The 21059-nt window shown below is 57.0% G+C and carries 22 protein-coding genes; 12 read left to right on the top strand and 10 right to left on the bottom strand.

Annotated elements, in window-relative coordinates; all coding sequences use genetic code 11:
* Nucleotides 1-87 precede the first annotated feature (87 nt).
* Nucleotides 88-387 carry a hypothetical protein gene (locus tag ABJI08_RS11395; protein ID WP_348401963.1) on the bottom strand — a complete coding sequence of 100 codons (300 nt, stop codon included), beginning with the start codon at nt 385-387 and terminating at the stop codon, nt 88-90.
* 54 nt (nt 388-441) lie between these two features.
* Between ABJI08_RS11395 and ABJI08_RS11390 the strand changes: the two genes are divergently transcribed.
* On the top strand, nt 442-2364 hold the full coding sequence (locus ABJI08_RS11390; protein ID WP_348401962.1) for a DUF3604 domain-containing protein: 1923 nt from the start codon (nt 442-444) through the stop codon (nt 2362-2364).
* Nucleotides 2365-2487: 123 nt separating this feature from the next.
* On the opposite strand, the gene ABJI08_RS11385 is transcribed toward ABJI08_RS11390, so the two are convergent.
* Nucleotides 2488-4086 carry a phosphoenolpyruvate carboxykinase gene (locus ABJI08_RS11385; RefSeq protein WP_348401961.1) on the bottom strand — a complete coding sequence of 533 codons (1599 nt, stop codon included), beginning with the start codon at nt 4084-4086 and terminating at the stop codon, nt 2488-2490.
* Between the two features lie 372 nt (nt 4087-4458).
* Between ABJI08_RS11385 and ABJI08_RS11380 the strand changes: the two genes are divergently transcribed.
* Genes ABJI08_RS11380 through ABJI08_RS11350 form a run of 7 tightly spaced genes read left to right on the top strand, consistent with a single transcriptional unit; the run spans nt 4459 to nt 9877 of the window.
* The gene (locus ABJI08_RS11380; protein ID WP_348401960.1) at nt 4459-5160 is read left to right on the top strand and encodes a response regulator transcription factor; all 702 of its coding nucleotides are present in this window, start codon (nt 4459-4461) and stop codon (nt 5158-5160) included.
* 32 nt (nt 5161-5192) lie between these two features.
* The gene (locus tag ABJI08_RS11375; RefSeq protein ID WP_348402233.1) at nt 5193-6878 is read left to right on the top strand and encodes a sensor histidine kinase; all 1686 of its coding nucleotides are present in this window, start codon (nt 5193-5195) and stop codon (nt 6876-6878) included.
* Nucleotides 6879-6891: 13 nt separating this feature from the next.
* Nucleotides 6892-7353 (top strand): HPr kinase/phosphatase C-terminal domain-containing protein, encoded by a 462-nt coding sequence (locus ABJI08_RS11370; protein ID WP_348401959.1) that lies wholly within the window; start codon nt 6892-6894, stop codon nt 7351-7353.
* A gap of 1 nt (nt 7354) precedes the next feature.
* The gene (gene rapZ / locus ABJI08_RS11365) at nt 7355-8284 is read left to right on the top strand and encodes an RNase adapter RapZ (protein ID WP_348401958.1); all 930 of its coding nucleotides are present in this window, start codon (nt 7355-7357) and stop codon (nt 8282-8284) included.
* A complete protein-coding gene (locus ABJI08_RS11360) occupies nt 8281-8673 on the top strand; it encodes a PTS fructose transporter subunit IIA (RefSeq protein WP_348401957.1) in 393 nt (130 codons plus the stop codon). Before rapZ ends, ABJI08_RS11360 begins: the two co-directional genes overlap by 4 nt.
* A gap of 4 nt (nt 8674-8677) precedes the next feature.
* Nucleotides 8678-8956: an HPr family phosphocarrier protein gene (locus ABJI08_RS11355; protein WP_348401956.1), complete on the top strand. Its 279-nt coding sequence runs from the start codon at nt 8678-8680 to the stop codon at nt 8954-8956.
* Nucleotides 8957-9001: 45 nt separating this feature from the next.
* Nucleotides 9002-9877, top strand: coding sequence for a lysophospholipid acyltransferase family protein (locus ABJI08_RS11350; RefSeq protein WP_348401955.1), 876 nt, complete (start codon nt 9002-9004; stop codon nt 9875-9877).
* A gap of 20 nt (nt 9878-9897) precedes the next feature.
* Here the strand turns inward: ABJI08_RS11350 and ABJI08_RS11345 are convergent, their stop codons facing one another.
* Nucleotides 9898-10773, bottom strand: a complete 876-nt coding sequence (locus tag ABJI08_RS11345) for a 3-hydroxybutyryl-CoA dehydrogenase (RefSeq protein WP_348401954.1) — start codon at nt 10771-10773, stop codon at nt 9898-9900.
* A 160-nt stretch (nt 10774-10933) separates the two neighbouring features.
* Here ABJI08_RS11345 and ABJI08_RS11340 point away from each other — a divergent pair, with 160 nt between their 5' ends.
* Nucleotides 10934-11764 carry a DUF6473 family protein gene (locus ABJI08_RS11340; protein ID WP_348401953.1) on the top strand — a complete coding sequence of 277 codons (831 nt, stop codon included), beginning with the start codon at nt 10934-10936 and terminating at the stop codon, nt 11762-11764.
* A 48-nt stretch (nt 11765-11812) separates the two neighbouring features.
* On the opposite strand, the gene ABJI08_RS11335 is transcribed toward ABJI08_RS11340, so the two are convergent.
* From ABJI08_RS11335 to ABJI08_RS11310, 6 genes are all read right to left on the bottom strand, one after another.
* Nucleotides 11813-12742: an electron transfer flavoprotein subunit alpha/FixB family protein gene (locus ABJI08_RS11335; RefSeq protein ID WP_348401952.1), complete on the bottom strand. Its 930-nt coding sequence runs from the start codon at nt 12740-12742 to the stop codon at nt 11813-11815.
* Complete coding sequence (locus ABJI08_RS11330; protein ID WP_348401951.1) at nt 12742-13500, bottom strand: electron transfer flavoprotein subunit beta/FixA family protein; 759 nt, start codon at nt 13498-13500, stop codon at nt 12742-12744. Before ABJI08_RS11330 ends, ABJI08_RS11335 begins: the two co-directional genes overlap by 1 nt.
* Before the next feature lie 252 nt (nt 13501-13752).
* Nucleotides 13753-14325 carry a cob(I)yrinic acid a,c-diamide adenosyltransferase gene (locus tag ABJI08_RS11325; protein WP_348401950.1) on the bottom strand — a complete coding sequence of 191 codons (573 nt, stop codon included), beginning with the start codon at nt 14323-14325 and terminating at the stop codon, nt 13753-13755.
* Between the two features lie 3 nt (nt 14326-14328).
* Nucleotides 14329-14532, bottom strand: coding sequence for a twin transmembrane helix small protein (locus ABJI08_RS11320; protein ID WP_348401949.1), 204 nt, complete (start codon nt 14530-14532; stop codon nt 14329-14331).
* A gap of 81 nt (nt 14533-14613) precedes the next feature.
* On the bottom strand, nt 14614-15447 hold the full coding sequence (locus tag ABJI08_RS11315) for an SDR family NAD(P)-dependent oxidoreductase (protein WP_348401948.1): 834 nt from the start codon (nt 15445-15447) through the stop codon (nt 14614-14616).
* Nucleotides 15448-15534: 87 nt separating this feature from the next.
* Nucleotides 15535-16092, bottom strand: coding sequence for an SH3 domain-containing protein (locus ABJI08_RS11310; RefSeq protein ID WP_348401947.1), 558 nt, complete (start codon nt 16090-16092; stop codon nt 15535-15537).
* A 174-nt stretch (nt 16093-16266) separates the two neighbouring features.
* Between ABJI08_RS11310 and ABJI08_RS11305 the strand changes: the two genes are divergently transcribed.
* Entirely contained in the window at nt 16267-18609 is a 2343-nt protein-coding gene (locus ABJI08_RS11305; protein ID WP_348402232.1) for a DNA topoisomerase IV subunit A, read from the top strand.
* 121 nt (nt 18610-18730) lie between these two features.
* On the opposite strand, the gene ABJI08_RS11300 is transcribed toward ABJI08_RS11305, so the two are convergent.
* A complete protein-coding gene (locus ABJI08_RS11300) occupies nt 18731-20083 on the bottom strand; it encodes a cytochrome P450 (RefSeq protein WP_348401946.1) in 1353 nt (450 codons plus the stop codon).
* Between the two features lie 114 nt (nt 20084-20197).
* Between ABJI08_RS11300 and ABJI08_RS11295 the strand changes: the two genes are divergently transcribed.
* A complete protein-coding gene (locus ABJI08_RS11295) occupies nt 20198-20818 on the top strand; it encodes a hypothetical protein (protein WP_348401945.1) in 621 nt (206 codons plus the stop codon).
* Nucleotides 20819-20918: 100 nt separating this feature from the next.
* Nucleotides 20919-21059 (top strand): GTP-binding protein (locus tag ABJI08_RS11290; protein WP_295176471.1); only part of this gene is annotated, 141 nt, incomplete at its 3' end.

Genomic DNA, 21059 nt, shown 5'->3' with positions numbered 1-21059 from the left:
TCATTTCCTTTTGTGGCCCGAATGCGGGCTGTCTGTTGCAAGGATAGCGCCGTTTAGGGGCGGTGGTTGATTCTTCCAAGAAGTTTTTCATTTTTTAGCAGAAACATTGCCTATCGAACCAAATCGCGAAATCCGGGACGGGTTAGCGATTCGAGTGAGGCACATTTTACGTGGATCAACGTGAGAAATCAGTCGGCGCGAAAATCGTTGGAATGCGGCCAATTTGAGTTTCGCTTTCTTGGCGATCATTCCGCTGGCGTTTGGCCAGACAGCGCCATGCGAACCACAAAACAAGTCCCGAACAAAGGGACGACGGCGAACCCCATGAGACTTCAACAAAGGTATTGAGGTAACAAAAAGTTGACCAAATGGGAGAAGTCCGCTCATAGTGTAGTTAATTAGTTAGCAAAATTTTGTATGTCCCCGATTAGGAGAAGCTCGATGCAAAGACTCGTGACTGCTACCGCTATTATTGTCGCCATGTCATCCGCTGCGATGTCAGACGGCGTTCCAAGTAAAGAAGCCTCGGAAGGGACATTCGCAGCTAAACCGTTCTCGCCATATGCCAATCGCAAGTTTCCCGAAATGCCTTTGTGGGGGGAGACGCATTTGCATACGGGTCTGTCGCTGGATGCAGGCGCATTTGGCAATATTCTGGGCCCGGATGATGCGTGGCGCTTTGCCAAGGGTGAACAAATAACCTCATCATCGGGTCAGCCAGTGCGGTTGAGCCGCCCGTTGGACTGGATGGTGTTGACCGACCATACTGACCTGATGGGATTCGCCCCTGACCTTCAGGCTGGAAAGCCCGAAATCCTTTCGGATCCCAAAGGTCTGGAGTGGTACGAAGGGTATACAAAAGGCGGTGAAGAAGCCGGTAAATCCGCCTTTGATCTGATCACGAACTTTTCCCAAATGACCCTGCCAGAGGCGATTGTCACGGCTTATAGCCCCGGTGCTGATGCTTTTGCATTTACCTGGGAGAAGATCGTGAATTCGGCGGAAACGCATAATGATCCGGGGCGATTTACTGCGTTTATCGGATTTGAATGGACGTCTGTTCCCAAGGGTTTCAACCTGCACCGTAACGTGATGTTCCGCGATGGCGCGGCGCGGGCGTTGCAGGTGGTCCCACCGGTCACGCAGCCCCCAATGGGATCCACCAACCCGCTGGATTTGTATGACTGGCTGGAAGCGTATCAGGAAAAAACCGGCGGTCGGGCGGTGGCGTTTTCGCACAATGGCAACCTGTCCAATGGCTGGATGTTCCCGACCGAAGGCACGTATCACAAAGGCACGGTTGACCAGACCTATGTAGAGCGGCGTGCCAAGTGGGAACCCCATTACGAGATCACACAGATCAAAGGTGACGGGGAGGCACACCCGGTTCTGAGCCCGGAAGATGAATTCGCAGATTACGAAACATGGGATGTGGGCAACCTTGACCTGACAGAGTTGAAAACAGAGGACATGTTGCGCGGGGAATACGCCCGGGAAGCGCTTAAGCAGGGTCTTGCGTTAGAAGCCAAATTTGGGATCAACCCCTACAAATTCGGTTTGGGCGGCGCAACCGACAGCCACACAGGGCTGACAACCGCCGAGGAAGAAAACTTCTTTAGCAAGTCGGTCAGTGTGGAACCGTCTCCCACGCGCATTGAGCATCCTTTTATCAAAAGCGAACTGGGTCAGATCGACGGGCATCAGATGGTCGCGTCCGGTTACACGGCTGTTTGGGCCGAAGAAAACACACGGGCCTCGATTTTCGATGCGTTTAAGCGCCGCGAGACATATGCCACAACCGGTCCTCGCATTGGGTTGCGGTTCTTTGGCGGATGGGAGTTTACCGAAGAAGATACATATACCCGGTCGCCAGCAATCGCCGGCTACACCAAAGGCGTTCCGATGGGTGGCGATATGCGGCCACGCGCGGGTGATGCGGTGCCAAGCTTTCTGATTGCAGCGCTGCGTGATCCGATTGGGGCAAATCTTGATCGGGCTCAGGTCGTCAAAGGCTGGCTGGATGCTGAGGGCGAGCTGCACGAAAAGGTGTTCGATGTTGCGTGGTCAGGCGACCGCGAGATTGATGCAAACGGCAAGCTTCCCGAAGTGGGCAACACGGTCAATCTGGAGACCGCCAGCTGGCAGAATTCGATTGGCAGTTCAGAATTGCTGACGGTGTGGACGGACCCGGACTTTGATCCGAATGAGCGCGCCTTTTACTATGTTCGTGTCCTTGAAATTCCGACACCGCGCTGGGTTGTTTATGACAAGATCAGATTTGGGATTGAGCTTCCTGAGGAAGCGCAGTTGATCCATCAGGAACGCGCTTATTCCTCGCCGATCTGGTACACGCCAGAAGGCTGAGCGTTGAAAATGATCCGGCGGGTGCGCGTGTTTTGAAACGCGGACATCTGCCGGAATGCCGTTTACAGGCACAAAAAAACCCGGCCATCAGGCCGGGTTTTTCATATTGTACTGAGCTGACCGTTAGCCGATGGCAGCGGCTTTTACGTCAGCGTCGATGAAGGGCAGGTACTGTTCAAAGTTCTCAGCGAACATTTTGACCAGCTTTTCAGCCTGCGCGTCATAGGCGTCTTTGTCATCCCATGTTGAGCGCGGATCCAGAAGACCTGCATCCACACCGGGAACCGTAACCGGCACCTGGAACCCGAAATTTGGGTCCTTGCGGAAGGTGGACGAATTGAGCGACCCGTCAAGTGCCGCAGTCAGCAGCGCACGCGTGGCCTTGATCGGCATCCGCGAGCCGGTGCCATAAGCGCCACCGGTCCAGCCGGTGTTGACCAGCCAGCATGTGGTGCCGTGATCCGCGATCTTGTTGCGCAGCAATGCGCCATAGGCTTCGGGGCGGCGCGGCATGAACGGTGCACCAAAGCAGGTCGAGAACGCTGGCTTGGGTTCAGTCACACCGCGTTCGGTACCTGCCATCTTGGCGGTGAAGCCAGACAGGAAGTGGTATTCAGCCTGTGCCGGGGTCAGACGCGCAATCGGAGGCAGTACACCAAAGGCATCACAGGTCAGCATGATGACATTCTTGGGGTGACCGCCCAGACCGTTGTCGGACGCGTTCGGGATGTAATCCAGCGGGTATGCACAGCGCATGTTTTCGGTCAGGCTGCTGTCTTCGAAATCAAGCTCTTTGGTTTCTTCGTCAAAGATCATGTTTTCGATCACGGTGCCGAACATGCCAGTGGTGGCGAAAATTTCGGGCTCAGCTTCTGGGTTAAGACCAATGGTCTTGGCGTAACAGCCACCTTCAAAGTTGAAAGTGCCGCGATCTGACCAGCCATGTTCGTCATCCCCGATCAGAGTGCGGTTCGGGTCAGCGGACAGGGTGGTTTTGCCAGTACCGGACAGGCCAAAGAACACGGCGCTGTCGACCGGGTTGCCATTGGCGTGGTTGGCCGAACAGTGCATCGGCATGATGCCTTTTTCCGGCAGCAGGTAGTTCAGCACACCAAACACGGATTTTTTGTTTTCACCGGCATATTCGGTGTTTCCGATCAGGATCAGCTTTTTGTCGTAGTTGATCGCAATCACAGTTTCCGTGCGGCAGCCATGTTTGGCCGGGTCAGCCTTGAAGCTGGGGCAATTGATGATTGTGAAATCAGATGTGAACCCGTCAAGCGCGGCGCGGTCGGGGCGACGCAGCAGGTGGCGGATAAACAGGTTGTGCCACGCCAGTTCGTTGATGACGCGCACATTCAGGCTGTGGGTCGGATCGGCACCGGCGGTCAGGTCCTGAACAAAGTAGTCCCGGCCCTTCATATGGGCGAGCATATCCGCGTGCAGACGGTCAAACGCGTCCGATTCCATCGGAGGATTGTTTTCCCACCAGATGTTGTGCTCGGTCGACGGTGTGCGGACCGTGAACTTGTCTTTGGGGGAGCGTCCGGTGAATTCTCCGGTGCTGACCAGAAAGGCGCCGCCTTGTCCCAAAGTGCCTTCGTTGTTCTTGAGCGCAGCTTCTACCAGTGCGGGCTCCATAAGATTGTAATAGACATTACCCAGCCCATTGATCCCTTGATCTTCGAGGCGGAATTGCGGGTTTACCCGTCCAAATGTCATTTTCAAACTCCTGTAGCCGGCTCTGTCAGAGGCGGCGGTCCTTAATTTCAGAAGAAATTCCATCCTTCTGACCAGCCCTGTTATTGGGTCGGTGCGTGGCTCTTAGCATGAGGTTTCCACAGTTGAACAGCGTGCAATAGAGTAGTTAGCGCAACCACTTACAGGTTAGCGCAACCAACCCCCGAAGTCGGAAACATTCCGCTTACAGGGCAGGCAGTAAGTGAGGCATATTAGCCATTGCTTAGCAAAATCGGTGTCAAATAAGTCCGGTTTGCGACCCGAATCGCACTTTAGGATTGATTGCCAATGCCCGTTTTGCGCATAATGTGCGAAAAAATAGGCAAAAAAACGAGCAGCATAAGGACCCGACCAATGTCGAAAATTGCCCTGGTGGATGACGACAGGAATATCCTGACGTCGGTATCCATGACCCTTGAGGCAGAGGGTTTCGAAGTCGAAACATATCATGACGGTCAGCAGGCGCTGGACGCATTTAACAAAAAACTTCCGGATATGGCGGTGTTGGACATCAAGATGCCCCGCATGGACGGAATGGATCTGTTGCAGAGATTGCGGCAGAAATCGTCGATGCCAGTGATTTTTCTGACATCCAAGGATGACGAGATTGACGAAGTTCTGGGCTTGAGAATGGGCGCGGATGATTACGTCAAAAAACCATTTTCCCAGCGGCTGCTGGTCGAGCGCATTCGCGCTTTGCTGCGCCGTCAGGAAGCGGTTGATGGGGATATCGTCGGAGACACAGAGGAAACCAAGGTGATGAGCCGTGGTGATTTGGTCATGGACCCGCTGCGCCATTCGGTCAGCTGGCGGGGCCGTGATGTGACCCTGACAGTCACCGAATTCCTGTTGTTGCAGGCGTTGGCGCAACGTCCCGGCTTTGTCAAAAGCCGCGATCAGCTGATGGATGTCGCCTATGACGATCAGGTCTATGTGGACGACCGGACCATCGACAGCCATATCAAACGTTTGCGCAAAAAGATGCGTACTGTGGACAATGAATTCTCTGCGATTGAGACCCTTTATGGCATCGGCTATAGGTACAACGAAGAGTAAGAGCGGCAGCCGGAAGGACTGAAGTGCGCGACATGGCCCAAGGGCGGGACGGAGACGTTGTATTGGGCGATGACTGGGTCGCCCCAGAAGCCAATGTCGAGCGGGAAATGCAGGGACGGCGCGAACGCCGCCGCCTGCTGCCGCTCAGCAAATCCCCGTTGACCCGAAAAATTATCACGTTCAACCTGATTGCTTTGTGCGTTCTGGTGGCTGGAATTCTGTATCTGAATTCCGCGCGCGACAGCTTTGCTGTGCAGCGTGCGGCGGGTCTGATGACCGAAGCGCGGCTGATTTCAGGCGCGTTCGAAGCGCAAATGCCCTCGGGAGCGCCGGTCAATATGGCGACCGGCGACGGCGTGAATGTCGAAGGCACGCTGGACAAGCTGCCATTGCGGGTCGGAACGCATGTGTTTGTCTATGATCTGGCCCAGACAGAGGTCGGTGCCAAGGCGGGCGAAGCTTCGGCCGAGGCCGCAGATGTGCTGGCTGAACGGCCAAGTGGCACACCGCTGACTTCGGCGCTGAACTGGATTTGGGACGTGTTTCACGTCAGCGGCGAAGGTGTCGGAGATGCCAGCCTGCTGATCGAAAATCAGGCTTTGGATTTGTCCAAGGAAGCGTTGGGCGGGCAAGAGATTCTGGCGACGCTGAAGGATCAGTCCGGCGCGACGGTTTTTGCCGTGGCTGTGCCGGTGGCCCAGAACGGGGCCGCAGTTGGGGCCGTGGTTTTGACCAGCGCGGCGGGTGAACTGGACCAAATGGTTCGGTCTGAACGCGAACGTGTCCTGCAGATGTTCCTTATTGCCACTGTGGTGTCGATTGGGCTGTCGATGGTTCTGGCCTCGACAATTTCGAACCCTCTGTCTGATCTTGCGGCAGCTGCCGAGATCGGGCGTGACAATGACAGCCGCAAGGTGAACCCGGGGCGTGTGCGCATTCCTGATCTGACAGCGCGCCCGGATGAAATTGGCCGCCTGTCAGGCGCGTTACGCGGCATGGTGTCCGCGCTTTATGAGCGGATTGACAGCAATGAACAATTCGCCGCCGATGTCGCGCATGAGATTAAAAACCCGCTGGCTTCGTTGCGTTCGGCCGTTGGATCGTTGCGCATCGTTAAAAAGGAAGAGCATCGCGAAAAGCTGTTGGATGTGATCGATCACGACGTGCGCCGGCTGGACCGGTTGGTCAGCGATATCTCCAATGCCTCGCGGCTGGACAGCGAACTGGTCAAAGAAGAAGAAGAACAGTTCAACCTGCTTGAAATGATTGGAAATCTTGCGCAGTATCTGGGCGAGGATGCCAAGGGCAAGGGCATCGAATTCATCACCGACCTGCCGGAAACGCCAATTGAAATCAACGGGCTGGAGGCGCGTCTTGCGCAGGTGTTTGTCAACCTGATCACAAACGCCATCAGTTTCTGTGAAGACGGCGACGCGATCCGCATCTGGGCCAGAAAGCGCGAAAACCGCGTTTTGGTTGTGGTGGAAGACACTGGGCCGGGCATTCCTGAACAGGCGTTGAACAAGATTTTCAACCGGTTCTATTCGCACCGGCCTGAAAACCAGTTTGGCAACAACTCGGGTCTTGGACTGGCGATCTCAAAGCAGATCGTCGAGGCACATGGTGGCGTGATCTGGGCCGAAAACATCCGCCCAACCGAGGCAGATGTCACATCTGATCCGCTGGGCGCGCGTTTTGTCGTGGGTTTGCCCGTCTGATTGTGAGGCTTAAATGGCACCGCCCCGCACGGATGCGTCTTCAAACGGGTTAACCCCGGTCGAAACGATCCTGCATGCAAGCTGTGTCGCCTATGCAGAGCGCGCTGTGTTGATCTCTGGCGCGTCGGGATCGGGTAAATCCGCACTAGCATTGCAACTGATGGCGTTTGGCGCTGCTCTGGTGTCGGATGACCGCACCATTGTGCGCGCGCATGGCGAAAGGTTGCTGGCACGCGCACCCGATACAATCCGGGGCAAGATCGAAGCACGCGGTGTCGGTATTCTGAAAGCCGCCAGCGTCGAGGTTGCGCAGGTTGTGCTGGCGGTGGATCTGGATCGGGTCGAAACCAACCGGTTGCCTCACCCGGATGAGATTGTCATGCTGGGGCAATCCGTCCCCTTGCTTTGCAAGGTCGAGGCCCCACATTTCGCAGCAGCTTTAATGCAGATTCTGCGTCAGGAAAGACACGCGTGACATGACACCGGATGACACGTCCTCCTTTGCCCGTCTGGTTCTGGTCACCGGCCCGTCCGGTGCGGGACGTTCGACAGCCATCGGCGCGCTGGAGGATGCAGGATATGAGACCATCGACAACATGCCGTTGGGCCTGTTGCCGCGATTATTCTCGGGGCCGCCGTTGCAACGGCCTATGGCGCTGGGTGTGGATGCGCGCAACCGGGATTTTTCGCCGCGCGCCTTGCTGGATGCATTGGACGTGCTGAGCGGATTGCCGGGGCCTGCACCGGAATTGCTGTATCTGGATTGTCGCGCCGAAGTTCTGCAGCGCCGCTATAACGAAACCCGCCGACGTCACCCGATGGCGCCGGACGAAAGCCCCCGCGAGGGCATTGTGCGCGAATTCAGCATGCTGGAAATGGTGCGCGACCGGGCCGATGTTTTGATTGATACGTCGTCGATGTCTCCGCACGAGCTGCGCGCGTCAGTGGAGAAATGGTTTGCGCCGCAGGACCGTCAGCCTTTGGCGATTTCGGTGCAGTCTTTCAGTTACAAACGCGGTTTGCCGCAAGGGGCCGATCTGGTGTTTGACTGTCGGTTTCTGCGCAATCCGCATTGGGTGGCGGATTTGCGGGCGCTGAATGGTACAGACGCACCCGTGGGTGCATATGTGGCGGGCGATGAGAATTATTCCCCCTTCGTTGAACGCTTGATGGGGCTGGTGGAATTGGTGTTACCTGCTTATGTGTCAGAGGGGCGCAGCCACCTGATGATTGCCTTTGGATGTACCGGTGGTAAACATCGTTCCGTTTACATGGCAGAAACCGTCGCTGAGGGCCTTGCACAAGGTGGGTGGCAAGTGTCAATTAGACATCGTGAACTTAACAGGTTCGCGACATTGCCGGGACAGACCCCGCGCAATACTGAAGATGGAGAGCAAACAGCGTGATCGGGATTGTGATCGTGGCACATGGTGGTCTGGCCAGCGAATATCTGGCGGCAATGGAACATGTCGTCGGATCGCAAAAAGGTGTGCGCGCCATTACGATCGAAGCAGATCACGACCGGCCGTCCAAACAGACCGAGATCTGTGCGGCTGCAGATTCGGTGGATCAGGGTCAGGGCGTTGTGGTTGTCACAGACATGTTTGGCGGATCTCCGTCAAATCTGAGCCTGAAAGCCTGTGCACCGGACAATCGCCGTATTCTGTACGGCGCAAATCTGCCCATGCTGATCAAACTGGCCAAAAGTCGCCACAAGTCGGTCGCAGACGCTGTGCGCGCTTCGTTAGAAGCGGGCCGCAAATATATTGATAGTCAAAATGTACATACGGATTGAATGAATGTCCGAGAATTTATCGCGCACCCTGAACATCATTAACGAAAAAGGCCTGCATGCCCGCGCCTCTGCCAAGCTGGTAGAAGTTGTCGAAGGATTTGACGCCTCGGCCGAAGTGTCAAAGGATGGGTTGAGCGCCGGGGGCGACAGTATTATGGGGTTGCTGATGTTGGCCGCGTCAAAGGGGACTTCGATTGACGTTCAGACCAATGGCCCGGATGCCTCTGCGCTGGCGGATGCAATCGAAGCTTTGGTTGCTGACAAGTTCGGCGAAGGTTTCTGACGCGGTTAATGTGTCACGTAAGAAAGAATAAAATTGGTTGAAACAGTGCCACAGCCAAGCACGGCAAAAGAAGACGCGCCAACCGACGGTCAGACCTATGACCGGCGCACGCTGACTTATGCCAATTCGTTTGACGATCCGTGGACGTCTTTTGCGATCCGCGCCATTGAATGGTGTACCGGCAAGCTGACCATTCTGCGGATGGTAAACAAGTTTGAACGCAATAATGCGGAATATCGCGGCCAGAGATTTTGGCGCGGTGCCCTGAATACTATGGGGATTGAGCTTACGACACCGCAGGAACAGCTGGCCAATATTCCCAAAGAAGGCCCGGTCATTGTTGTGGCCAATCACCCGCACGGGATGGTGGACGGCATGATTTTTGCCGACCTGATCGGGCGCGTCCGCGAGGATTATCGTATCCTCACCCGGTCGGTTCTGACCGGGCTGGACGAGGCCGCCACGTCTTTCATGATTCCGGTGCCGTTTCCGCACGATCCCGAAGCGCAACGCAAGATGGTCGAAATGCGATCAAAAGCGATGGCGCATCTGGCCGAAGGTGGCGTTGTGGCGCTGTTCCCGTCGGGCGTGGTGATGTCATCTGATACGTGGTTTGGTCCGGCGATTGAGCAGGAATGGAACGTGTTCACCGCTAAGATGATTCGAAAATCCGGCGCCAAAGTTGTTCCGATTTTCTATCCGGGCAGCAATTCGCGCGCCTATCAGATTGCAGACAAATTATCTCCGACGTTGCGTCAGGGGCTTTTGCTGCACGAAATTGTCCGGTCGTGCCACAAACCACAGGCCCCGGTTGTTGGCAAAGCGTTGACCGACGAACAGATGGAGCCGCTGGCCAAAGACCCTCGCGGGTTCCTGGCCTGGCTGCGCGAACATACATTGTCGCTGGGTGCCAAAGGCTGATGTGATGACCCGTTAGTGGGTCAGCGTGTGGGCACAGGTGTGTCGCCGCGATAATCATAGAACCCGCGTTTGGTTTTGCGCCCCAGCCAGCCTGCCTCGACATATTTGGTCAACAAAGGGCACGGGCGATATTTGGTATCGGCCAGCCCGTCATGCAGCACGTGCATGATCGCAAGACAGGTATCCAAACCAATGAAATCGCCCAGCTCAAGCGGCCCCATCGGATGGTTGGCCCCAAGTTTTAACGCATTGTCGATTGAGGCAACATTACCGACGCCTTCGTAAAGCGCATAACAGGCTTCGTTGATCATCGGGATCAGTATTCGGTTGACGATAAAGGCCGGGTAGTCCTCGGCGCTCGCGGCGGTTTTGCCTAGGTTTTCTACGATTGCCAGACAGGATCGATAGGTTTCCTCGTCGGTGGCAATCCCGCGGATCAGCTCGACCAAGTTCATCAAAGGCACCGGGTTCATAAAGTGAAAGCCCATGAACCGTTCCGGCCTGTCGGTGCGCGAAGCCAGCCGGGTGATGGAAATTGACGACGTGTTGGTGGTCAGGATGGTTTCGGGTTTCAGATGTGGCAGAAGCGTATCGAATATCTTGTGTTTGACGTCTTCGCGCTCGGTTGCAGCCTCGATCACCAGATCGGTGCCCCCAAGGGCTGGCAGGCTGAGCGTGGTCTGAATACGCCCCATGGCGTTGGCTTTGTCCTGCTCGCTAACAAGATCGCGGCTGACCTGACGCTCGATGTTTTTGTCGATGCGTGCGACAGCGGCGTCCAGCGCGCCTTGATCGATGTCGTTCAACAACACGTCATAGCCTGCGAGCGCCAGAACATGCGCGATTCCGTTGCCCATCTGGCCTGCGCCAACCACACCAACAGACTTGATTTCCATCTTGCGACCCCTCTTGAACCTGACCAGAGCATACGCGTGTGCGTTGGGCGGCTGCAAGGGCCGGAGGCGTCGAAAATTTGAGCCAAGTTAGCACATTAGCAATTTCTCAAGAGGTCTGGGCGATTCTCTCCCTTGGGTGAGAAAATTTAGTGGTGAGATTATGTCTTACGAGAAAATGGGGGGCGGCGACCTTAGTTATGAGCCGTGTCAATATGGGACGTCCCGGTTGTTGTTCCGGGGGCCTGCAAAAGAACTGGACGACGATTTTATTGCGTTTCTGGGCGGGACTGAAACCTATGGGAAATTCATTCCGCAGCCGTTCGCGCAAATGGTTGAGGATGAAACAGAGACAACCTGTGTGAATCTGGGGTTTGTGAATGCGGGCGTGGATGTGTTTCTGGCGGAACCTGCCGTATTGGAAATTGCACAGCGGGCACGGGTGACGGTGGTGCAGGTTATGGGCGCCCAGAACATGTCGAACCGGTTCTACAAGGTGCATCCGCGTCGCAACGACCGGTTTATCGGTGCATCAAACATGATGCGCATGGTGTTTCGCGAGGTGGATTTCAGCGAGTTTCATTTTACCCGTCATATGCTGGGCACGGTTTGTGCCCGCGCCCCGGATCGCTATGGCATGGTGCGGGATGAATTGCGCATGGCATGGGCGGCGCGCATGAAGCTGTTGCTGAATACGATTGGTGGAAAAATCCTGCTGCTCTGGTTTGCGGATCACGCTCCGGACATGTCGTTGGGCAAAAGCGGGCTGGGGCCGGATCCGTTGTTTGTGGATCGCCACATGATCGAGGAATTGCGTCCGCTGGTCGAGGATATCGTAGAGGTGGTGGCCAGCAAAGCCGCGCTTTCACAAGGTATGCAGGGGATGTCCTGTTCGCCAATGGAGCAGGTGGCCGCGCAGCGTATGCTGGGGCCGGTCGCGCACAAGGAAGCTTTTGCCGCCATTACGAAGGCTCTTGGCAAGCTCCGGATGTGAAAAAGCCCGCCATGTGGCGGGCTTATCCGATTTAGCAATGCGTCCGTTTTACCCGAGTTTTTCGGTGAGTTCCGGGACTGCTGCGAAGAGGTCGGCGACGAGGCCGAAATCTGCGACCTGGAAGATCGGGGCTTCTTCGTCCTTGTTGATCGCGACGATCACTTTGGAGTCTTTCATGCCCGCCAGATGTTGGATTGCGCCCGAGATGCCGACGGCGATGTAAAGATCCGGGGCAACCACTTTGCCGGTCTGACCAACCTGCCAGTCGTTTGGCGCATAGCCCGAATCCACCGCAGCGCGCGATGCCCCCACGGCGGCGCCCAGCTTGTCAGCCAGCTTTTCGATCAGCGCAAAATCGTCTTCTGACCCCACGCCACGGCCACCGGACACAACCACACCGGCGGATGTCAGCTCGGGGCGGTCGCTTTCGGCAACCTTATCTTCGACCCAGGAGGACAGGCCCGGATTGGCTGCTGCGGCCACGGTGTCGACGGACGCTGAGCCACCGGTGCCGGCCGCCTCGAAGGTCGAGGTGCGGAAGGTGATGACCTTTTTGGCGTCGCTGGATTTAACCGTCTGCATGGCGTTGCCGGCATAGATCGGGCGCACAAATGTCGACCCGTCCACCACGTCGGTGGCGTCCGAGATCACCATCACGTTCAACAGCGCGGCGACGCGCGGCATTACGTTTTTGGCGTCGGTCGTGGCAGGTGCAACGATATGTTCGTAGTCGTCGGCCAGGCTGACGATCAGCGCGGCGGTCGATTCTGCAAGGCGGTGGCCCAGGCTGTCGTCTTCGGCCACCAGCACGCGTGCCACGCCGTCGATTGTGGCCGCGGCGTCACCAGCTGCGGCGGCAGATCCACCTGCGGCAAGAACAGTTACGTCGCCCAGCGACTGAGCGGCGGTTACAGCCTTGGCGGTGGCGTCCATCGCCAGTTCGCCATTGTTAACCTCGGCAAGGAGAAGAACAGCCATTACACAGCCCCCGCATCTTTGAGTTTCTCGACCAGCTCATCAACCGATCCGACAATAATGCCAGCTGCACGTGCGGCGGGCTCTTCTGTCTTAACGATTTCCAAACGCGGAGTGACATCGACGCCGTAATCTGCGGCGGTCTTTTCATCCAGCGGCTTACGCTTGGCCTTCATGATGTTGGGCAGTGACGCATAACGTGGCTCGTTCAGGCGCAGATCAACGGTGATGATGGTGGGCATCGCGACCTTGATGGTTTGCAAACCGCCATCCACTTCGCGGGTCACAACAGCCGCGTCGCCGTCAATGTCCAGCTCAGAGGCAAAAGTTCCCTGCGACCAGCCAAGCAACGCCGACAGCATCTGGCCGGTGGCGTTCATGTCATTGTCGATCGCCTGTTTGCCGCACAGCACAATGCCGGGCTCTTCTTCGGCCACGATTTTGGCCAGAATCTGGGCCACGGCCAGCGGTTCGATGTCCTGATGCACATCTTCGGATGCGATCACAAGAATGGCGCGATCTGCCCCCATGGCCAACGCTGTTCGCAGTGTTTCCTGCGCCTGTTTGACACCAATCGACACCGCGATGATCTCGTCAGCTTTGCCAGCTTCCTTCAGACGGATCGCCTCTTCTACGGCAATCTCGTCAAACGGGTTCATCGACATTTTCACGTTGGCGAGATCAACACCGCTCCCGTCCGCTTTCACGCGCACTTTCACGTTATAATCAATCACGCGCTTTACAGGCACTAGCACCTTCATATGCGGTAGACTCCTTCAATAGGTTTGAACCGACAGGCGGCTCTGATGGATGCTCTTGGGGCGTTGATATAGGCTTGCGCGCCGCCGAAACAGAGCAAAATCGTCACGTTCCTGTGCAACGACGTCGCGTTTCGCAGTTTCAGGTGAAGATTTTTGCAACAATGGATCACAGGGCAAGAAAGTTGACGTTCCGCCAGAATACGTCAGGCGATATGTTAGCGCGACCAGTCCGCAGCGGGGTCAAAAGCGTGGTCAGCGATTCGCGCCGGGCACCCACAGCACGTCATCTGCGCCGTCATTATTTGCGATGCGGGCCGCTACAAAGAACCAGTCGCTGAGCCGGTTCAGATAGGTGACGACATGCGGATTAACCTCTTCGCTCTGAGACAATTCCACCGACAAACGTTCGGCGCGCCGCGCCACAGTGCGGCACAGGTGCAGGTGGGCGGCCAGGGCGGACCCGCCGGGCAAAATAAAGCTGCGCAACGGCGACAGCACGTCGTTCATCGCGTCAATTTCAGTCTCAAGGCGGTCAACCTGAGACGCGACCATGCGCAGGGGCGGGTATTCAGCGGTGGCGTCGCCCGCAAGATCAGGGCGGCACAGATCAGCGCCAAGATCGAATAGATCATTCTGGATTGCGGCCAGCTGAGTTTCCATCAGTCCCGTAGCATGCAGACGCGCCATGCCCAGCGTCGCATTCAGTTCGTCAGACGTGCCATAGGCCGTCACACGCGGGTCAAATTTGGCAACGCGGTCGCCATTACCAAGCGCGGTAGTGCCTTTGTCACCCGTGCGGGTGTAGATTTTATTCAGGACAACCATGTATCAGCTTCCGCCTCGTAACCAGACAAACAATAGAATCAGCAAAACCGCGACAAACTGAGCGGCGATGCGCAGCTGCATAAGCTTGTTGCCGTATTTTTTGTTGAATGCGCCACCTTTGGCAAAGCCACCAATGCCAATCATAAGAATGGCCAACACGCCGAACGCGGCAATGGCGGCCACCCAGAATAGAGGATCGTTAGCCATGATTCTGCTCCTGAATGCTGTGCTTGTCCTGATGTAGACCTTTGGCGGTCAAAACTGAACCGTCTTATCTGTTACGCGGTGTCACCCCTTGGCGATCACCCAATCGAGCAAAGAGGTTGGCAGCAGGCGGCGCAGGACGTTCATGATGTGGGCGGGTTTTGTGACACGGTAGCGGGCGCTGGGACGGCGCGCGGTAAGCGCTGTCACCAGTTTGTCGCTGACCGAAGTGGCTGGCAGTTCAAACGGATCGGGGCCACGATCCGTGTCGCGGAAGCGTTTTACCAGCGAAGTTTCATAGTCTTTGGCGAAAGGAGAGTTTTCCCAGTCGATCCACTGAAAGAACAGTCGCGCATTGTTGCGACGCAGGGCCGTAGTGATTGGGCCGGGTTGTATGAGGATCGTGTGGATAGCCGTGTCGCGCAGTTCAATGCGCAAACAATCGCTCCAGCCTTCGAGCGCGTATTTGGTGGCAGCATAAGCGCCCCGATAGCGCATGGGCACATAGCCCAGAACCGACGAACAATTGACGATGCGCCCGTGCCCCTGCGCGCGCATGACGGGCAGAATGCGCCGGGTCAGGTCGTGCCAGCCGATCAGGTTGCTTTCAAACAGATCGCGAAACGCTTCGGTGGGCACGTCTTCGACGGCGCCGGGCAGGCCGCGCGCGCCGTTGTTGAACAGTGCATCAAGCGTGCCGCCGGTTGCATCCAGCACCTCGGCCAGTCCGGTTTCGATGGAGGCCGGATCGCAATAGTCGATCAGGGGGCTTTCAAACCCTTCGGTGCGCAGCCGGTCACAGTCTTTTTGCTGGCGACACGAGGCAAAGACACGCCAGCCTGCGTCACGCATTGCCAGCGCTGACTGGTGCCCGATGCCGGTCGAACAACCGGTGATGAGAATGCTCTGTTTGGTCATGTCCGCGCGGCCCTGTCATTGGCAGTTTCACGCGCAGAGTATGGGATAGGGCAACAGGTGCAAGCCCGACTGTGGAGCCCGGTGGGTTTATTGGTCCTGAGGCACTTTTTTCAGCAGGGTGGCGGACATCCAGCCAATGCGCCCGGTATCGATCACCTTGAGTTTGGCCCAGCCATTGCCGGGTTCGCGCAGGACAATGACCTGTTGTCCACGTTTCAGAGTGGCCAGAACGCCATAGCCTGTGCCCGGCCCGCCGCGCATGTTGACGCGGCTGCCCCGGACCTGACGGATATCTTTGGGAAGAACGGCGGGGACAGCCTTGGTTTCCGCGAGTGGCGCTGTTGCTGTCGGGTCCGGGACGGGTGTTGAGAGGGCAGACAGTGAGGCGGGCGTCACAGGTGTCGGTTCAGGCGCGCCCAACAATTGGCTGAGGTCGCGGCGCACTGTTGGAACCGGAATGACTGGCGCGTTTGACGCGACCAAAACGGCGTCTTCTGTGCCGGTCGATTTGGGCGTGTTGTGGCTGGCCAGTTTTATGGTTTCAACCGGTGCAGGTTGTGTTTCCGGCAACGACCGGGCCTTTGGTTCAAATTCGGAACCGTCGCTGAGCTCATAAAATGCCCAGCCAAGAAAAACAAAACTCAACAGCACAAACCGCATAACTCTAAAACCTCGGAACAATCAAAGAATTGATATTAAAACCCTTTTGGGTGACTCGTACACTAGCACATGCCGCCGGGCGCGCGCAGGGGGAAATTTTCATCACTTATCCCCATGCTCGTGCTTTACGCTGTCGCAGCCAATGGGTATCACCGGTTTATGAGTGATCAGATCGACGACGAAGACCTGCCTGTGCCCGCCATTACAGAACCGCTGCGCCGCGCCATCGGCGAGCGCTATCTGACCTATGCGCTGAGCACGATCATGCACCGTGCGTTGCCCGATGCGCGTGACGGGCTTAAGCCTGTGCACCGGCGCATTTTGTATGCGATGCGCGAGCTCAAGCTGAATTCCAACGGTGGGTTCCGCAAGTCGGCCAAAATCTCGGGCGACGTGATGGGCAACTATCACCCGCATGGTGATGCGGCGATTTATGATGCAATGGCGCGTCTGGCGCAGGATTTCAACGTGCGGTACCCGCTGGTCGATGGTCAGGGGAATTTCGGCAATATCGACGGCGATAACCCGGCGGCCAGCCGATACACCGAAGCACGCATGACGGCCGTGGCCGAGGCGCTTCTGGAAGGGTTGAACGAAGACGCGGTTGATTACCGTGACAATTACGACGGCACTTTGCGCGAACCTGTGGTGATGCCGGCCACGTTCCCGAACCTTTTGGCAAATGGCGCAAGCGGCATTGCCGTGGGCATGGCGACCAACATTCCGCCGCATAATATATCTGAACTGTGTGACGCCTGTCTGCATATGATCAAGACGCCGGATGTGCGTGATGACACGTTGCTGAATTATGTGCCGGGGCCGGATTTTCCGACCGGGGGCGTGATTGTCGAGCCGCGTGACAGCATTGCGCAGGCTTATCGCACCGGGCGCGGGTCGTTCCGGCTGCGTGCCAAGTGGGAGATCGAAGATCTGGGCCGGGGGCAGTGGCAGATTGTCGTCACTGAAATCCCCTATCAGGTGCAGAAATCCAAGCTGATCGAAAAGCTGGCCGAGCTGATCCAGAACAAGAAGATACCGATTTTCGGGGATGTGCGCGATGAAAGCGCGGATGACGTGCGGTTGGTTCTGGAACCCAAGTCCAAGAATGTTGATGCTGATCTGTTGATGAGCATGTTGTTCCGCAGCTCTGATCTGGAAGTGCGGTTCAGCCTGAACCTGAACGTGCTGATCGATGGCGTCACGCCCAAGGTCTGTTCGATGAAGGAAGTGCTGCGCGCGTTCCTTGATTTCCGCCGCGAGGTGTTGATCCGCCGGTCACAGCACCGGATGGAAAAGATCGACCATCGGTTGGAAGTTTTGGAAGGTTTCATCATTGCCTTCCTTAATCTGGACCGTGTGATTGACATTATCCGCTATGATGACGCGCCCAAACCGGCCTTGATGGCCGAAGACTGGGGCACGGATCATGTGCGGGCCACGTCCGAGCATGATTATGTATCGCCTTTGCCAGCCAGGGGCGAAGGCGAGTTGAGCGACGTTCAGGCCGAGGCAATCCTGAACATGCGCCTGCGGTCGTTGCGCCGTCTGGAAGAGCTGGAACTGGTGCGCGAACGCGATGCGTTGATGGAAGAGCGGGCCGGGCTGGAGGATTTGCTGGAAAGCGAAAGGCTTCAGTGGGACAGCATTTCGGATCAGCTGAGAGACACCAAAAAGCTGTTTGGCAAGGATTACGAAGGTGGCGCGCGCCGCACGGTATTTGCCGAGGCCGGCCAGGTCGAAGAGGTGCCGCTGGAGGCGATGATCGAACGAGAGCCGATCACGGTTGTCTGTTCTCAGATGGGGTGGGTGCGGGCGATGTCCGGCCATATCGATCTGACCCGCGAGCTGAAATTCAAAGACGGCGACGGACCACGGTTTATTTTCCACGCGGAAACCACGGACCGGCTTTTGGTAATTGGGACAAACGGGCGGTTTTACACGGTCAGCGCCGCCAATCTGCCCGGTGGGCGGGGCATGGGCGAACCGTTGCGTCTGATGGTTGATCTGCCCAATGAAACCGAGATTCTGGACATCTTTGTGCATCAGCCGGATCGCAGGCTGCTTGTCGCGTCGTCGATCGGGGACGGGTTTGTTGTGGCTGAACGGGATGTCATTGCTCAGACCCGCAGCGGCAAACAGGTGCTGAACGTCAAAGATGATGCCAGGGCGGTGATTTGCCTGCCGGTGGTGGGCGATCACGTGGCGGTTGTTTCCAAAAACGGGCGTTTTCTGGTGTTCCCTGTCGATGAGTTGCCCGAAATGGGACGCGGCAAAGGTGTGCGCATTCAGAAGTACAACATGGCGCGCGGGCGTCAGGGCACGTTAGAGCTGGATGGTGGTTTGTCTGACATCACCACCTTCAACTGGGCTGACGGGCTGAGCTGGAGCATGGGCGGCGGCAAAACGCGCCACGAACCGGACATGTCGGAATGGCTCGGCAAACGGGCTGGTGTGGGCAAAAAGGCCCCGTATGGGTTCCCACGGGACTTTAAATTTTCCTGACCGCGGCTTTCATGGTCTTCTGAGTGAGACCTGCCATTTGTTCGATTCAGCGGCGTAGCCGCTATGCCCAACGCTTTGACGTGCAGCATTGCTGCACTGAAAAGGGGCGGGAGCGCTTGTTTCAGACCGGGGTGGCGGTCAGCCAGACACCGGTGTTGGGCCGCAAAGTCAGGATCATCACCGGATCAGGTTCCCGTCCGGGCACCAGATCAAACCGAAACCGCGCCAGCAGCGTGGCCAGAATGATCACCGCCTCCTGTATCGCGAAAGACGCGCCAATACAGATGCGCGGCCCGTCTCCAAATGGCAGATAGGCATAGCGATCAACGGCTTTGCGGTCGGCAAACCGATCGGGACGAAAGGCGTTTGGGTCATCCCACAACATATGATTGCGGTGCAGCGCATAGATCGGGATCATCACCGTGTCGCCCGGTTTGATCTGACGCGCGCACAGCGTGTCGTTGGTTGTTGCGGTGCGTGAAATGATCCCGGCCGGTGGGTAAAGCCGCAGCGCTTCGTCCACGATCTGGCGGATAAAGGGCAGGTTCCCGACATCTGCGCCTGTCGCCGTGGTGCCAGAGATCACCGATTGCGCTTCGGCACGCGCGCGGTCCTGCACGTCCTGATCAAAGGCGCACAGATACAGCGACCATGCCAGTGTCAACGCGGTTGTTTCATGGCCCGCGACGATGAATGTCAGCAGGTTATCGCGCAGCTCGGACGTGTTCATGCGCCGTTTGGTTTCGGGATCTTCACCGGCCAGCAGCAAATCAAGCAGGTCGGGAATGTCCCCCTGTCCGCGCAGGCGGCGGGCGTCGATGGCGTCATCAGCAACCTGTTTCATCTGCGCCACCACCTTGCCGGACAACAGCCGTCCTGGGCGCGGTATCCAGTCGGGCAGGCCCAGCATGTCGAGCAGGGAAATCTTGCCGGCCTCGGCGATATAGGCGTCAATCGAACGGTGTACAGCGTCGCTGTCAAAACTGCCTTCGCCCGAAAAGGTCACGTCAGATATCACGTCAAATGTGGTGCGCACCATGTCGTCGAGAAAATCAATGGCCCGATCCCCGGCGGCGGTGATGCGGTCGGCAGAGCGATTTGCAGCCGCGCTCATCACCGGGGCAAGGTTCATGACGTTGCGATGGGAAAATACCGGTGCCGCGGTGCGACGTTGCCAGCGCCAATGCGCGCCTTCGGCAATGAACAGGCTGTCACCAATCGCCGGGCGCAGGATGTTCTTGGTGGCTTTGGACTTTGGGTAATTGTCGACCTGTTCCAGCAGCACATGCCGGATCGCACCGGGATCCATGATCATATGCCAGCGAATGCCGGTACGCCCTGACACCATGGGCTGGCGCACGGCGATTTCGGGCAGGATCGACAACAAATTGGTGCGCGCGGCCTTGAGCGAGCCCATCAGGCCAAGCGGTTCAGTGGCCAGCGGCACGTGCACAGGCACAGCGGATTGGGTCATGGGCGCTCCTTTGCCACAAAGATAGGGTGCCTTTGGGCGTTGGGGAAGGCTGTGATTGCGAATATGGCGGGCTTAGGCTATCGGTTTCTGGATTTTGTCCGGACCGAGAGAAACATGACGCGTTTTGCAGTGATATTGATTGCCCTAGTGACGTTGGCCGCCTGTACTGCGCCAACGGAAACCGTGACCGGTCCGCCCGCGGATTTGGGTGATTTCAGGCTGGGGCACAATATAGTTGTCGCACCGGATTTCCAAAAGGGACCGGTGTCGCGCGAAGCCAACAAAGAAGAGTTCATCGCGTCGATGAAAAAAGCCATCGACACGCGGTTTGGACGTTACGACGGCACGCGTCTGGTGCATTTCGGTGTGAACCTGTCAGGTTATGCGCTGGCGCCTCCGGGATTGCCGTTGTTGTTTTCGCCAAAGTCGGCGCTGATCATCACCGTCACCGCATGGGATGACCGGGCCGGGGGCAAGTTCAACGAGGAACCGCGCGAAATTATCGTGCTGGAAAGCTTTACCGGCGGCTCGCTGGTTGGATCAGGATACACGCTGAGCCCGGAAGAGCAGATGGAGAACCTGACTTATAATGCCACCCGCGAAATCGAAGAGTGGATGCATCAGAATCGCGACTGTCTGGTCGACGATGTGCCTGCGGAAACGCTGGCAAATTGCTGGAAAACATCCAAAGCCGAGCGGCAGGAACGCCAACGGCAACTGGACGAGCTGCGATAACACGAAACCCCGCTTGATTTTTGCTGCGCAACGCAATATGTCGCGCGCGGTAGAGGTATCACGGGCCAGCAGGCCCCCCAACTGTTAGAAAGCGCCCATCATGGCTAAGGAAAAGTTTGAGCGGAGTAAGCCGCACTGCAACATCGGCACTATCGGTCACGTTGACCATGGTAAAACCACGCTGACGGCAGCGATCACCAAACAGTTTGGTGACTTCAAGGCGTATGACGAAATTGACGGC

Origin of the sequence: Shimia sp. (genome assembly GCF_039969785.1) — a bacterium.
Lineage (GTDB): Bacteria > Pseudomonadota > Alphaproteobacteria > Rhodobacterales > Rhodobacteraceae > Shimia.
This window is presented reverse-complemented; position numbering and strand designations above follow the sequence as displayed.

Bases quoted from the DNA above. Each gene is read 5' to 3' on its own strand.
- ABJI08_RS11395 (WP_348401963.1), bottom strand. From the start codon at position 387: ATGAGCGGACTTCTCCCATTTGGTCAACTTTTTGTTACCTCAATACCT.
- ABJI08_RS11390 (WP_348401962.1), top strand. From the start codon at position 442: ATGCAAAGACTCGTGACTGCTACCGCTATTATTGTCGCCATGTCATCC.
- ABJI08_RS11385 (WP_348401961.1), bottom strand. From the start codon at position 4,086: ATGACATTTGGACGGGTAAACCCGCAATTCCGCCTCGAAGATCAAGGG.
- ABJI08_RS11380 (WP_348401960.1), top strand. From the start codon at position 4,459: ATGTCGAAAATTGCCCTGGTGGATGACGACAGGAATATCCTGACGTCG.
- ABJI08_RS11375 (WP_348402233.1), top strand. From the start codon at position 5,193: ATGGCCCAAGGGCGGGACGGAGACGTTGTATTGGGCGATGACTGGGTC.
- ABJI08_RS11370 (WP_348401959.1), top strand. From the start codon at position 6,892: ATGGCACCGCCCCGCACGGATGCGTCTTCAAACGGGTTAACCCCGGTC.
- rapZ (WP_348401958.1), top strand. From the start codon at position 7,355: ATGACACCGGATGACACGTCCTCCTTTGCCCGTCTGGTTCTGGTCACC.
- ABJI08_RS11355 (WP_348401956.1), top strand. From the start codon at position 8,678: ATGTCCGAGAATTTATCGCGCACCCTGAACATCATTAACGAAAAAGGC.
- ABJI08_RS11345 (WP_348401954.1), bottom strand. From the start codon at position 10,773: ATGGAAATCAAGTCTGTTGGTGTGGTTGGCGCAGGCCAGATGGGCAAC.
- ABJI08_RS11340 (WP_348401953.1), top strand. From the start codon at position 10,934: ATGTCTTACGAGAAAATGGGGGGCGGCGACCTTAGTTATGAGCCGTGT.
- ABJI08_RS11335 (WP_348401952.1), bottom strand. From the start codon at position 12,742: ATGGCTGTTCTTCTCCTTGCCGAGGTTAACAATGGCGAACTGGCGATG.
- ABJI08_RS11330 (WP_348401951.1), bottom strand. From the start codon at position 13,500: ATGAAGGTGCTAGTGCCTGTAAAGCGCGTGATTGATTATAACGTGAAA.
- ABJI08_RS11325 (WP_348401950.1), bottom strand. From the start codon at position 14,325: ATGGTTGTCCTGAATAAAATCTACACCCGCACGGGTGACAAAGGCACT.
- ABJI08_RS11320 (WP_348401949.1), bottom strand. From the start codon at position 14,532: ATGGCTAACGATCCTCTATTCTGGGTGGCCGCCATTGCCGCGTTCGGC.
- ABJI08_RS11315 (WP_348401948.1), bottom strand. From the start codon at position 15,447: ATGACCAAACAGAGCATTCTCATCACCGGTTGTTCGACCGGCATCGGG.
- ABJI08_RS11305 (WP_348402232.1), top strand. From the start codon at position 16,267: ATGAGTGATCAGATCGACGACGAAGACCTGCCTGTGCCCGCCATTACA.
- ABJI08_RS11300 (WP_348401946.1), bottom strand. From the start codon at position 20,083: ATGACCCAATCCGCTGTGCCTGTGCACGTGCCGCTGGCCACTGAACCG.
- ABJI08_RS11295 (WP_348401945.1), top strand. From the start codon at position 20,198: ATGACGCGTTTTGCAGTGATATTGATTGCCCTAGTGACGTTGGCCGCC.